Origin of the sequence: Streptomyces narbonensis, assembly GCF_014649015.1 — a bacterium.
Taxonomy (GTDB): Bacteria; Actinomycetota; Actinomycetes; order Streptomycetales; family Streptomycetaceae; genus Streptomyces; species Streptomyces narbonensis.
The window spans coordinates 83758-96643 of the sequence record NZ_BMSF01000002.1; the positions used below are offsets into that span (position 1 = coordinate 83758).

The 12886-nt window shown below is 68.3% G+C and carries 9 protein-coding genes; 6 read left to right on the plus strand and 3 right to left on the minus strand.

What is annotated here, in order from left to right:
- The first annotated feature begins 81 nt into the window (after positions 1-81).
- The gene (locus tag IE124_RS03990; protein WP_189504894.1) at positions 82-1635 is read left to right on the plus strand and encodes an MFS transporter; all 1554 of its coding nucleotides are present in this window, start codon (positions 82-84) and stop codon (positions 1633-1635) included.
- A gap of 100 nt (positions 1636-1735) precedes the next feature.
- Here the strand turns inward: IE124_RS03990 and IE124_RS03995 are convergent, their stop codons facing one another.
- Positions 1736-3265, minus strand: a complete 1530-nt coding sequence (locus IE124_RS03995) for a helix-turn-helix domain-containing protein (protein ID WP_150265096.1) — start codon at positions 3263-3265, stop codon at positions 1736-1738.
- Positions 3266-3316: 51 nt separating this feature from the next.
- Positions 3317-3673: a VOC family protein gene (locus tag IE124_RS04000; RefSeq protein WP_189504896.1), complete on the minus strand. Its 357-nt coding sequence runs from the start codon at positions 3671-3673 to the stop codon at positions 3317-3319.
- A 166-nt stretch (positions 3674-3839) separates the two neighbouring features.
- Here IE124_RS04000 and IE124_RS04005 point away from each other — a divergent pair, with 166 nt between their 5' ends.
- Positions 3840-4859 carry a maleylpyruvate isomerase N-terminal domain-containing protein gene (locus IE124_RS04005; RefSeq protein WP_189504897.1) on the plus strand — a complete coding sequence of 340 codons (1020 nt, stop codon included), beginning with the start codon at positions 3840-3842 and terminating at the stop codon, positions 4857-4859.
- A gap of 219 nt (positions 4860-5078) precedes the next feature.
- Entirely contained in the window at positions 5079-7793 is a 2715-nt protein-coding gene (gene acnA, locus IE124_RS04010) for an aconitate hydratase AcnA (protein ID WP_370468729.1), read from the plus strand.
- Positions 7794-7899: 106 nt separating this feature from the next.
- On the opposite strand, the gene IE124_RS04015 is transcribed toward acnA, so the two are convergent.
- Positions 7900-8817 (minus strand): FG-GAP repeat domain-containing protein, encoded by a 918-nt coding sequence (locus tag IE124_RS04015; protein ID WP_189504901.1) that lies wholly within the window; start codon positions 8815-8817, stop codon positions 7900-7902.
- 564 nt (positions 8818-9381) lie between these two features.
- Between IE124_RS04015 and ngcE the strand changes: the two genes are divergently transcribed.
- The 3 genes from ngcE to IE124_RS04030 all read left to right on the plus strand — a co-directional run bounded on the left by ngcE (position 9382) and on the right by IE124_RS04030 (position 12798).
- Positions 9382-10830, plus strand: a complete 1449-nt coding sequence (gene ngcE, locus IE124_RS04020) for an N-acetylglucosamine/diacetylchitobiose ABC transporter substrate-binding protein (protein ID WP_189504903.1) — start codon at positions 9382-9384, stop codon at positions 10828-10830.
- Positions 10831-10930: 100 nt separating this feature from the next.
- Positions 10931-11860: a carbohydrate ABC transporter permease gene (locus IE124_RS04025; protein WP_189504905.1), complete on the plus strand. Its 930-nt coding sequence runs from the start codon at positions 10931-10933 to the stop codon at positions 11858-11860.
- Positions 11860-12798, plus strand: coding sequence for a carbohydrate ABC transporter permease (locus IE124_RS04030; RefSeq protein WP_189504906.1), 939 nt, complete (start codon positions 11860-11862; stop codon positions 12796-12798). The genes IE124_RS04025 and IE124_RS04030 overlap by 1 nt, the downstream gene beginning before the upstream one ends.
- Positions 12799-12886 lie beyond the last annotated feature (88 nt).

Genomic DNA, 12886 nt, shown 5'->3' on the forward strand with positions numbered 1-12886 from the left:
CCGGGCAGGCCGGGCTTAGTGTCGAAAGGTGGACTGACCGGCCCACGGCTCACTCACCAGGCGAGGACCCGAGGTCGCCAAATGAGTACACCCCAGCCGACGCCCCCGGCACAGACGGCCACCCCCAGGAAAGGCAGTGACGGCAAGGGCATTGCCCTGTTCGTCATCGCGTCCTGTCAACTGATGGTCGTTCTCGACATCACCATCGTGAACATCGCGCTCCCCCACATCCAGACAGCGCTGGACTTCTCCACCACCAGCCTGTCGTGGGTCGTCAACGCCTACACGCTGACCTTCGGCGGTCTGCTCCTGCTGGGCGGACGCGCAGGTGACATCCTGGGCCGACGGCGCGTGTTCATCTTCGGTGTGCTGCTCTTCGGACTGGCCTCGCTCTTCTGCGGACTCGCGCAGAGCGAGTGGCAACTCCTCGCGGCCCGCGCCCTCCAGGGCGTCGGCGGCGCGATAGCCTCCCCGACCTCGCTCTCCCTGATCACCACGACGTTCGACGAAGGCCCGGAACGCAACCGGGCCTTCGGCGTCTTCGCGGGCGTCTCGGCCGGCGGCGGCGCGATCGGTCTGGTCGCCGGCGGCATGCTCGTCCAATGGCTCGACTGGCGCTGGATCTTCTTCGTCAACGTGCCGATCGCGCTGATCATCGCCTTCCTCACCCCGCGACACGTCAAGGAGTCCGAGCGGCACCCCGGCCACTTCGACCTCGCGGGCGCGCTCACCTCCACGCTCGGCATGGTGGCTCTGGTCTACGGGTTCATCCGGGCCGCCCAGGAGGGCTGGAGCGATCCGTACACGATCGGCTCGTTCGTCGCGGCGGTCGTCCTCCTGGCCACCTTCATCCTGATCGAGCGGCGCTCCCAGCAACCCATCACGCCGCTGCACATGTTCGCCGACCGCAACCGCTCGGGCACCTACGTCATCATGCTCTGTCTGGCGGCGGCCATCTTCGGGATGTTCTTCTTCCTCACCCTGTTCGTCCAACAGGTGCTGGGCTTCAGCCCCCTGGCGACAGGGCTCGCCTTCCTGCCGGTCAGCGCGATCATCGGGGTCGGCGCCGGCCTCACGTCCAACCTGCTGCCCCGGTACGGCCCGAAACCCTTCATGGTGGTGGGCTCGGTGCTCGCCGCGGCCGGACTGTCCTGGCTGACCCTGACCGACGTCGACTCCACCTATCTCGGCAGCATCCTCGGACCGATCCTCGTCTTCGGCCTCGGCATGGGCCTGATGTTCGTCTCCCTGACCATCATGGCGCTGTCGAACGTCGAACCCCAGGAATCCGGCGCCGCGTCCGGTCTGCTCAACGCCATGCAACAGGTGGGCGGTTCGCTGGGCCTGTCGATCCTGGTGACGGTCTTCGGCACGGCCAGCCGCAACGAGGCGGACACCCAGGTCCCCCTCTTCCTCTCCCAGGCGACCCCGCTGCAGAAGGCCGAGTTCGCCAAAACGGGCCAGCTTCCCGCTCCCTGGGGCGACCAGGTGCTGACCTCGGGCGTGTCCGCGGGCTTCGTCACAGCGGCGATCTTCGCCGTCGTCGGCGCCCTGGTGGCCCTCTTCGTGATCCAGGTCCGCCAGTCCGACATCGACCGTCTCAAGGGCGGAATGGGCCCACCGGGCATGGGCTGACCGACAACCCGGTCGGCTCGGCTCGGGCTCAACTCGGAGAGCGGTCGGACCCCCCAGGCCTGGGAGGTCCGACCGCTCTCCGACACCTTCAGTCCTGCTCTCAGATGTCCCGGAAGATCTCGATCTGCGCGCCGACCGAGTTGAGGCGCTCCGCGAGTTCCTCGTAGCCGCGGTTGATGACGTACACGTTGCGGAGGACCGACGTGCCCTCGGCGGCCATCATCGCCAGGAGGACGACCACCGCGGGGCGCAGGGCCGGCGGGCACATCATCTCGGCGGCGCGCCAGCGGGTGGGGCCCTCGACCAGGACGCGGTGGGGGTCCAGGAGCTGGAGGCGGCCGCCGAGGCGGTTGAGGTCGGTGAGGTAGATGGCGCGGTTGTCGTAGACCCAGTCGTGGATGAGGGTCTTGCCCTGTGCCGTCGCCGCGATCGCCGCGAAGAAGGGGACGTTGTCGATGTTCAGGCCCGGGAAGGGCATCGGGTGGATCTTGTCGATCGGCGCCTCCAGCTTGGAGGGGCGGACCGTCAGGTCGACCAGGCGCGTGCGGCCGTTGTCGGCGGCGTATTCGGCCGAGCGGTCGTGGTCGAGGCCCATCTCCTCCAGGACCGCGAGCTCGATCTCCATGAACTCGATCGGGACCCGGCGGATGGTCAGCTCGGATTCCGTGACGACCGCCGCGGCCAGCAGGCTCATCGCCTCGACCGGGTCCTCGGAGGGGGAGTAGTCGACGTCGACGTCGATCTGGGGGATGCCGTGGACGGTCAGGGTGGTGGTGCCGATGCCGTCGACCCGTACGCCCAGCGCCTCCAGGAAGAAGCACAGGTCCTGGACCATGTAGTTGGAGGAGGCGTTGCGGATGACCGTCACGCCGTCGTGGCGGGCGGCGGCGAGCAGTGCGTTCTCGGTCACCGTGTCGCCGCGCTCGGTCAGGACGATCGGGCGGTCGGGGGAGACCGAGCGCTCGACCTGGGCGTGGTAGATCCCCTCGGTGGCCGTGATGTCCAGGCCGAAGCGCCGCAGCGCGATCATGTGCGGCTCGATCGTGCGCGTACCGAGGTCGCAGCCACCGGCGTACGGCAGCTTGAAGCGGTCCATGCGGTGCAGCAGCGGGCCGAGGAACATGATGATCGAGCGGGTGCGGATCGCGGCCTCGGCGTCGATGGACTCCATGTCCAGCTCGGCGGGCGGCACGATCTCCAGGTCGACGCCGTCGTTGATCCAGCGGGTGCGCACGCCGATGGAGTTGAGGACCTCCAGGAGCCGGAAGACCTCTTCGATGCGGGCGACGCGGCGCAGGACCGTGCGGCCCTTGTTCAGGAGCGAGGCGCAGAGCAGCGCGACACAGGCGTTCTTGCTCGTCTTGACGTCGATGGCTCCGGAGAGCCGACGGCGCCCGACGACGCGGAGGTGCATCGGTCCCGCGTAACCCAGGGACACGATCTCGCTGTCGAGGGCCTCGCCGATCCGGGCGATCATCTCAAGGCTGATGTTCTGGTTGCCGCGCTCGATCCGGTTGACGGCGCTCTGGCTTGTGGCCAGCGCCTCGGCAAGCTGCGTCTGCGTCCAGCCGCGGTGCTGCCGGGCGTCACGGATGAGCTTGCCGATGCGTACGAGGTAGTCGTCTGCCATGGCGTCACGTTATCTCAGATATGAGATGGGGCTCGCCATTGGGGTAGGCCGTCAGGGTGACAGCGTGTGCGCGGTCGGGTGACGCGGTTCGTACAGGGGGAGTTCGGCGCCGCTCGGCAGCCGGACGGCCCCGAGCAGTCCCCAGCCCTGGTCGGTGATGGGGCGTGAGATCTCGGCCCCGCGGTCCTCCAGGGCCGTCAGGGTGCCGGCGATGTCCTCGCACATCAGATAGACCTCGTGCTTCGGCTCGCCCTCCGTGGGATGCACGGCGATCTCGGCGGGCGGCAGCTTGAAGATGAGCCACCCCCGGCCGGCGTCCACATGGTCGAAGCCGAGGACGTCCTTGAGGAAGTCGCGGTCGGCCTCCGCGTCCTGGGTGTACAGAATCACGTGCGCGCCGTTGAACATGACTCGATCCTCGGTCCGCCGGCCGCCCCCGGCCAGCAGTGCGCCGCCATCCGTGGCCGGCCGTGCGCCGCCGGCAGTGCGCTGTCGGCGGGTGTCCCCTCAGCTCTATCGCCGCCGTGCTACCCGGCGGTAATCTGCGGGCCCGTCCGCAGCATGGGGGAGTGGCATGGGCACCGTCCCGACGTTCGATCCCGTCTCCGAGCACCAGAGGACCCGCGCCGCGCTGGCCGCCGCGATCCCGCGCCTCGCGCGGCTGCTCCGCGAGGTCCCCGACCTGGACGCCGCCTCCGGCGTCCCCAGGTGGAGCGTCGGCGACGTCGGTGCGCACCTCGCCTCCGTGTACCTCGCGTACGGCTCCGTCGTGTCGACGAATGTCGACGCCGGAGCCGGGGCCGATGCGGGGGCCAGGGTCGACGCCGATGCCGGGGCCAGGGTCGACGCCGGAGCCGGAGCCGGAGCCGGAGCCGGAGCCTGGGCCGACGCCGACGCCGACGCCGACGCCGACGCCGACGCCGACGCCGACGCCGGGGCCGGGGCCGTGGACTGGGCGAGCGTCCTGCCCTCCGGCGACCTGCCTTTCGTCGAGCGGATCGCGGCCATGAACGACACCTCCGTCGCCCTCCTCGACGGCGCGGGGCGCGCCCGGCTCGGCGACCTCCTCGCCGAGCGGGGTGAGACGTTCCTGCGGATCACCGAGGACCTCGCCCCGGACGCTCCGGTCACCGCGCCCTGGTACGGCCCGGAGCCCACGCTCACCGTCGCGGTGGTGACCGGCCTGATGCTCAGCGAGAGTCTCGTGCACGGCCTGGACATCGCGCGCGGCGCGGGGCTCCCCTGGTTGATCGGAGCGGACGAGGCGAGCCTGGTGATCGGCCAGTCGATGCCGACGATGATGAGCCTGGCCCTGGACCCGGCGAAGGCGCGGGGCGTCCGCATCGCCTTCGACCTGGTGGTCAAGGGCGGCCCCCGTCTCGCGGTCGTCGTCGACGGCGGGGCGATGACGGTGACCCGAGACGCCCCGCCGCGGGCGTACGACTGCAGGCTCACGGTCGACCCGGCCGCCTTCCTGCTCGTCTCCTTCCGGCGCACCCCGGTCTGGAAGGCCGTGGCCCTGGGGCGGATGCGGGCCGGCGGCCGCAGGCCGTGGCTCGCCGCACGGCTTGGCGACCTCGTCGCCACCCCGTGACCGGGGGAGACGCGCGCCACCCGGATCTGCGGGGCGGCCGGGCATGACCGAGCGGCGGGGATGCACTAGAGTTATCTCGACATCGAGATAACTGCTTACGGCGCACCGCAGCCGCCCGCCCGGTAAGGGTTACCTAACTAAGTCTTACCTTAGCGGATCGGCGTGGAGCCGTGGCGGCAGCATGGCGGTAGTACGCGCACATTGATGAAGGAGACTGTCGTGTCGGCGAACAGCTTCGACGCCCGCAGCACGCTGCGCGTGGGCGACGAGTCGTACGAGATCTTCAAGCTGGACAAGGTCGAGGGCTCCGCGCGCCTCCCTTACAGCCTGAAGGTCCTCCTGGAGAACCTGCTCCGCACCGAGGACGGCGCGAACATCACCGCCGACCACATCCGGGCGCTCGGCAACTGGGACTCGCAGGCCCAGCCGAGCCAGGAGATCCAGTTCACGCCGGCGCGCGTGATCATGCAGGACTTCACCGGTGTCCCCTGTGTCGTCGACCTCGCCACCATGCGTGAGGCCGTCGCCGCACTCGGCGGCGACCCGGCGAAGATCAACCCGCTCTCCCCGGCCGAGATGGTCATCGACCACTCCGTCATCGCGGACAAGTTCGGCACGAACGACGCCTTCGCGCAGAACGTCGAGCTGGAGTACGGCCGCAACAAGGAGCGCTACCAGTTCCTGCGCTGGGGCCAGACCGCCTTCGACGACTTCAAGGTCGTCCCCCCGGGCACCGGCATCGTCCACCAGGTGAACATCGAGCACCTGGCCCGTACGGTCATGGTCCGCAACGGCCAGGCGTACCCCGACACCCTCGTCGGCACCGACTCGCACACCACCATGGTCAACGGCCTGGGCGTGCTGGGCTGGGGCGTCGGCGGCATCGAGGCCGAGGCCGCGATGCTCGGCCAGCCGGTCTCCATGCTCATCCCGCGCGTCGTCGGCTTCAAGCTGACCGGCGAGCTGCCGGCCGGCACCACCGCCACCGACCTGGTCCTCACGATCACCGAGATGCTGCGCAAGCACGGCGTCGTCGGCAAGTTCGTCGAGTTCTACGGTGAGGGCGTCGCCGCCACCTCCCTCGCGAACCGCGCCACCATCGGCAACATGTCGCCGGAGTTCGGTTCCACCGCCGCGGTCTTCCCGATCGACGGCGAGACCCTGAACTACCTCAAGCTGACCGGCCGCTCCGCGCAGCAGGTCGCGCTCGTCGAGGCGTACGCCAAGGAGCAGGGTCTCTGGCTGGACCCGGCCGCCGAGCCCGACTTCTCCGAGAAGCTGGAGCTCGACCTCTCCACGGTCGTCCCCTCCATCGCCGGCCCGAAGCGCCCGCAGGACCGCATCGTCCTCGCGAACGCCGCCGAGCAGTTCGCCCTGGACGTCCGCAACTACGTCGACAGCGTCGACGAGGCGGGCCAGGAGTCCTTCCCGGCCTCCGACGCCCCGGCCGTCAGCAGCACGGTCCCGTCGAACCCGGTCCAGGTGACCGCCCCCGACGGCACCACCTACACGATCGACCACGGCGCCGTCACCGTCGCCGCGATCACCTCCTGCACCAACACGTCGAACCCGTACGTGATGGTCGCCGCCGCGCTCGTCGCGAAGAAGGCCACCGAGAAGGGCCTGACCCGCAAGCCGTGGGTCAAGACCACCCTCGCCCCGGGCTCGAAGGTCGTCACCGACTACTTCGACAAGGCGGGCCTCACCCCGTACCTCGACAAGGTCGGCTTCAACCTCGTCGGCTACGGCTGCACCACCTGCATCGGCAACTCCGGCCCGCTGCCGGAGGAGGTCTCCAAGGCCGTCAACGAGCACGACCTGGCCGTGACCTCGGTGCTCTCGGGCAACCGTAACTTCGAGGGTCGTATCAACCCCGACGTCAAGATGAACTACCTGGCCTCCCCGCCGCTGGTCGTCGCGTACGCCATCGCGGGTTCCATGAAGGTGGACATCACCAAGGACGCCCTCGGCGTCGACCAGGACGGCAAGCCCGTCTACCTGGCCGACATCTGGCCGTCGGAGGCCGAGGTCAACGACGTCGTCGCCAACGCCATCGGCGAGGACATGTTCAACAAGTCCTACCAGGACGTCTTCGCAGGCGACGCCCAGTGGCAGGCGCTGGAGATCCCGACCGGCAACACCTTCGAGTGGGACACCGAGTCCACCTACGTCCGGAAGCCCCCGTACTTCGAGGGCATGACGATGGAGACCACCCCGGTCACCGACATCGTCGGCGCGCGCGTCCTGGCAAAGCTGGGCGACTCGGTCACCACCGACCACATCTCCCCGGCCGGCGCCATCAAGGCCGACACCCCGGCCGGCAAGTACCTCACCGAGCACGGTGTGGAGCGTCGTGACTTCAACTCCTACGGCTCGCGCCGTGGCAACCACGAGGTCATGATCCGCGGCACCTTCGCCAACATCCGCCTGCGCAACCAGATCGCGCCGGGCACCGAGGGCGGCTTCACCCGCGACTTCACCGTCGAGGGCGCGCCGGTGTCGTTCATCTACGACGCCTCGCAGAACTACCAGGCCGCCGGCACCCCGCTGGTCATCCTGGGCGGCAAGGAGTACGGCTCCGGCTCGTCCCGCGACTGGGCCGCCAAGGGCACCGCGCTCCTCGGCGTCAAGGCCGTCATCACCGAGTCGTACGAGCGCATCCACCGCTCGAACCTCATCGGCATGGGTGTCCTGCCGCTGCAGTTCCCGGCCGGCCAGTCGGCCGACTCGCTCGGCCTGACCGGCGAGGAGACGTTCTCCATCGCGGGCGTCACCGAGCTGAACGACGGCACCACGCCGTCGACGGTCAAGGTCACGACCGACACCGGTGTCGAGTTCGACGCGGTCGTCCGCATCGACACCCCCGGCGAGGCGGACTACTACCGCAACGGCGGCATCATGCAGTACGTGCTCCGCAACCTGATCCGCGGCTGACGCGTCGGGTGATCGGCTAGTACGACAAGGGCCCCGCTCCTCGGAAGAGGAGCGGGGCCCTTGCGCTTGCCCTGAGGCCTAGACGCCCATAGGCGCCCGGGGACGACTAGAACAGCTCGCGGAAGCCGTTCCAGCCGGACGTGCCGATCTTCACGCGTCCGGTGTACGGGGTCGTGGCGTTGCCACGGCCCTTGTACAGCCACAGCGCGCCGGCGCCGTCGCGGGCGACGAGGTCGGCCTTGCCGTCGAAGTTCAGGTCGCCCGAGGAGACGATGGCGTTGTACGTGTTCCAGCCACTGCCGACACGGGTGCGGCTGGCGAAGGGCGTCCGGTAGTTGCCGGTGCCCTTGTAGAGCCACAGGACGCCGTTGCGGTCACGCGCGACGACGTCGGGACGCCCGTCGCCCGAGACATCGCCCTTGCCGGCGATCTGGGTGTACGCGTTCCAGCCGGAACCGATGCGGTAGCGCTGGGTCAGCGAGCCGTTGCCGTTGCCCAGGTAGTGCCACAGCACACCGGCGCTGTCGCGGGCGAGGACGTCGTCGGCCGTGCCGCCGCCGGTGTTGGCGGCGGAGAAGACCTCGTTGTAGATGCCCCAGCCGCCACCGATGAAGCGGGGCGAGCCGCCGAACGCGGTGTAGGTCAGGTTGCCGCGGTTGACGGTGTACATACCGTCGGCGGAGCCGTTGCCGTTCATGTCGGCCTGCGAGAAGTGCTTGTCGTAGTTCCAGCCGGAGCCGGACTGGGTGTTGAGACGCTGGATGGCACCGCCACCGACCGGCTCGTAGCGCCAGATGATGCCCGCGCTGTTGACGCCGTTCAGGTAGTTCACCGGAGCGACGGCGGCGGCCGACGCGGCCGAGAAGGCGCTCGCGCCGGAGGCCTGCTCGACGCCGGCGATGGTGGGCTTCGGCGCGTCGGCGGCCGTGGCCGCCGTCGTCGTGCCGACCAGAGCCGCCGTTATCGCCGCGACCGTCACACGGGACAGAACGCCCGTGCGGTTCAGGCGAGAAGACTTCGCCACGTATTACTCCAAACGCATAGGAAACAGGCAGGTTCGCCGCGCCTCCGTCGCGAGGACGGGCGTCGGCGAGACCTCTATGATCCCGGATCTTCCTTATGGAATCTTCACTTGGTGGGGGGTCTGTGACACAACTGTTTCGGTCACGAACATATGTCCCTGTTTGCCCCTCCGTTGCCCTGGTCGGCACGGTTCGGCCCCACCAATGGCGTAGCGCGGCCTCCCAATAGGCGGAGCTCTGATGTGCTGTCAAGGGTGTTACAGGGCCAACGGTTGGACGAAACGCCGCAGATTCGGCGCGCTTATCGCGGAGGTCTCAACTCGGGAAAGATGGTTGCTGAAACCTGCTTTCGATCTTGCTCAGGTGAAGGGAAGTGGACTATACCTGTCGGCGTCCAGCCAGTCGGAGTACTCCTCGGGGCACTCCCCGGAGCACTCCGGCCACGGCCCGACGCGTGCACGACCCGGCTGCAAATGACCGCGGTGGCGGGGCCCTTCGCCTGTGGCGAGTGAGTTACGGGCGACCGGTACACCGCCTGAGTCCTGAATGAAGGCGAGGACTTGAGCATGGGATCCACCTCCGCACACAACGGTGAGGGCGGCCTCGGCCGTCGCGATCTGATCAAGCGTTCCGCCGCGATCGGCCTGATCTCGGTGCCGACCATGGGCTTCCTCTCCGCCTGCGCGAGCAGTGGCGGCGACGGCAACGAAAAGGTCGAGAAGGGCACGAAGTCCGAAAAGAACCCGCTCGGGGTGAACGGGTCGGCCGCGCTCGATTTCGTTCTCTTCGACGGCGGATTCGGACAGCAGTACGCCAAGGACGCGATCAAGGTCTACGAGACGAATTACCCCGGGGCCAAGGTCAAGTTCACGCCCACCCAGAAGATCACGACCGAGCTCCAGCCGCGCTTCAACGGCGGCAACCCGCCGGACCTCATCGACAACTCCGGCGCCGAGCAGATGGACATGGGCGTCCTCGTCGGGCAGAAGCAGCTGGCCGACCTCACCGCCCTCCTGGACTCGGCCTCCATCGACGACCCGAAGAAGACGGTCCGCGACACCTTGCGGCCCGGCATCGTCGAGATGGGCCAGTTCGACGGCGCCCCGGTCTGGGTCCTCTACTACGCCTACACCGTCTACGGGGTCTGGTACTCGCAGAAGCTGCTCGACTCCCTCGACGCGAAGTACCCCGAGACCTGGGACGAGATGCTGGCCGTCTGCGAGAAGGCCAAGAAGAAGGGCATCGCCGGCTGGACGTACGCGGGCAAGCACCCCTACTACCTGCCCTTCTCGCTCTACCCGATGATCGCCAAGGTCGGCGGCCGCGAGGTCCTGGACGCCATCGACAACCTGGAGCCGAAGGCCTGGGAGCACCCCGCGGTCAAGGCCTGTTTCGAGGCGTACTACGAGCTCAAGCGCAAGGGCTACATCCTCAACGGCACCCCCGGCCTCGACCACATCCAGTCGCAGACCGCCTGGACCGAGAACAAGGCCCTCTTCATCCCGAACGGCTCCTGGGTCGAGAACGAGGCGGCCAAGACCATGCCGGCCGACTTCGACCTGGCCGTCTCGGCGCCGAGCGGCCTCGACGCCTCCGACAAGATGCCCTTCGGCACCATGTGGGCCTCCGGCGGCGAGCCCTTCATCGTCCCGGCCAAGGCGGCGAACCCCGAGGGCGGCATGGAGCAGCTGCGCATCATGCTCAGCGAGGCCTCGTCCAAGAACTTCACGCAGTCCGTGAAGTCCCTCTCCGCGTTCAACGGCGGCACCGACGGCATCGAGCTGACGCCGGGCCTCAAGTCCGGTGTCGCGGCTCTGGAGAAGGCCGGCCAGAACGTCGTCAACCTGCGCCTCCAGGACTGGTACGTCGCCCTCCAGAAGGAGAAGATCGGTGTCGCGGGCATCGGCGAGATGATGGCCGGCCGTGCGACCCCGGCCGAGACGATCAAGAAGATCCAGAAGTTCGCCGACGAAGCGGCCAAGGACTCCTCGATCAAGCACTACAAGCACCAGTGAGCAGTGCCGGGGCCCCTTCCCGCCGACCGGGAGCGGGCCCCGGTCCCTTCGCGCGCGGCACCCGCGGCGCGCCTCCGCGGGAAGATCGGGGTCGGTAGGAATGCAGCACGGCAAGTACCGTTTCATCGTGGGGTTCCTGGCGGCGCCCCTCGCGCTCTACGCGCTCTTCGTCATCTGGCCGTTCATCCAGTCCATCTACTACTCGCTGACGGACTGGAGCGGACTGAGCCCCGAATTCGGGTTCGTCGGATTCGACAACTACAGCAGAATGCTGGACGACGAGATCTTCTGGAAATCGCTCCAGCACAGTCTGACCCTCGCCGTGGTGCTGCCGCTGGTGACCGTCGGACTCGCGCTGTTCTTCGCGTTCATGCTCAATGTCGGCGGTCGGCGCCGCCGTGGAGCGGCCATTGCCGGTGTGCGCGGATCAGGCTTCTACAAGATCGTGTACTTCTTCCCGCAGGTGCTGTCGATCGCCATCGTCGCGCTGCTCTTCCAGTTCGCCTACAACCCGAACAGCGGAGCCATCAATTCCGGACTGAAGCTCGTGGGCCTCGGCAGTATTCAGCCGGACTGGCTGGGCGATCCGAACCTCGCCCTCATCTGTGTGATGGCCGTTCTCGTCTGGTCCACGGTCGGATTCTTCGTCGTCCTCTTCTCGGCCGGCATGGCGTCCATTCCGAGGGACTTCTACGAGGCCGCCCTGCTCGACGGCGCCAACCGCTTCACGACGTTCTTCAAGATCACGCTGCCGCTGCTCTGGGACACCGTGCAGTCCGGCTGGATCTACATGGGCATCCTCGCGCTCGGCGCGGAGTCCTTCGCCGTCGTCCAGATCATGACCGTCGGCCCCAACGGCGGCGGGCCCGACTACTCCACCGTCGTCCTTCCGCTGTACGTGTACCAGAAGGCGTTCCGGGACGGTCAGGCCGCCTACGCAACGACCATCGGTGTCGCGCTCCTTCTCGTCACCCTGGCCTTCGCGGCCATCGTGATGAAGCTGGGCCGGCGCGAGCGGCTGGAGTTCTGATGAAGACGACCGACACTGCCACCCCCGGCGTCGAGACCCCGGGCCCCTCGGGGGGCCCCGGGCCCGCGGTCGCCAAGACGGCGGCGCCCACGCCCCCCAAGGAGTCCGGGAAGGAGGGCGCGGTCCTCAACGTCTTCTCGCACGGCGTCCTCGTCATCTGGGCGATCATGGTCGTCATGCCGCTGCTCTGGGCGGTGATGACCTCGTTCAAGACCGACCGGGCGATCTTCACCTCCCCGTGGTCGCTGCCGGACGGCCTGCACTTCGAGAACTGGTCGCGCGCCTGGTCCCAGGCACACATGAGCGACTACTTCATGAACACGATCGTGGTCGTCGGCGGTTCGCTCATCGGCACCCTGCTCCTCGGCTCGATGGCGGCGTACGTGCTGGCCCGCTTCGACTTCCCCGGGAACCGCTTCATCTACTTCCTCTTCATCGGAGGGATGAGCTTCCCGATCATCCTGGCGCTGGTGCCGCTCTTCTACGTGATGCAGAACATGGCCCTGCTCAACACCCCGCACGGCCTGATCCTCGTCTACATCGCGTACTCGCTGCCCTTCACCGTCTTCTTCCTGACGGCCTTCTTCCGCACCCTGCCGTCCTCGGTGGCGGAAGCGGCCTTCGTGGACGGCGCCTCGCACACCCGGACCTTCTTCCAGGTCATGCTGCCCATGGCCAGGCCGGGCCTGATCAGCGTCGGCATCTTCAACTTCCTCGGCCAGTGGAACCAGTACCTGCTGCCCACCGTGCTCAACACGGAGCAGGACGAGAAGGTGCTCTCCCAGGGCCTCGTCCAGCTGGCCACGAGCCAGGGCTACAAGGGCGACTGGTCCGGCCTCTTCGCCGGCCTCGTGATGGCGATGCTGCCGGTCCTCGCCGCGTACATCATCTTCCAGCGGCAGGTGGTGGCCGGTCTGACCGCCGGCGCCGTGAAGTAGCCGCAACCCGCCCCCGGAGGGGGACGAAGCCCCGCTCTCCCGCCCCCGAAGAGCCCCCGGCGCCGCCGCGCCGGGGGCCTTTCGTGTG

Excerpts from the sequence above, each read along its gene's own strand:
- ngcE (WP_189504903.1), top strand. The coding sequence starts at position 9,382 with ATGGGATCCACCTCCGCACACAACGGTGAGGGCGGCCTCGGCCGTCGC.
- IE124_RS04005 (WP_189504897.1), top strand. The coding sequence starts at position 3,840 with ATGGGCACCGTCCCGACGTTCGATCCCGTCTCCGAGCACCAGAGGACC.
- IE124_RS04000 (WP_189504896.1), bottom strand. The coding sequence starts at position 3,673 with ATGTTCAACGGCGCGCACGTGATTCTGTACACCCAGGACGCGGAGGCC.
- IE124_RS04025 (WP_189504905.1), top strand. The coding sequence starts at position 10,931 with ATGCAGCACGGCAAGTACCGTTTCATCGTGGGGTTCCTGGCGGCGCCC.
- IE124_RS03995 (WP_150265096.1), bottom strand. The coding sequence starts at position 3,265 with ATGGCAGACGACTACCTCGTACGCATCGGCAAGCTCATCCGTGACGCC.
- IE124_RS04030 (WP_189504906.1), top strand. The coding sequence starts at position 11,860 with ATGAAGACGACCGACACTGCCACCCCCGGCGTCGAGACCCCGGGCCCC.
- IE124_RS03990 (WP_189504894.1), top strand. The coding sequence starts at position 82 with ATGAGTACACCCCAGCCGACGCCCCCGGCACAGACGGCCACCCCCAGG.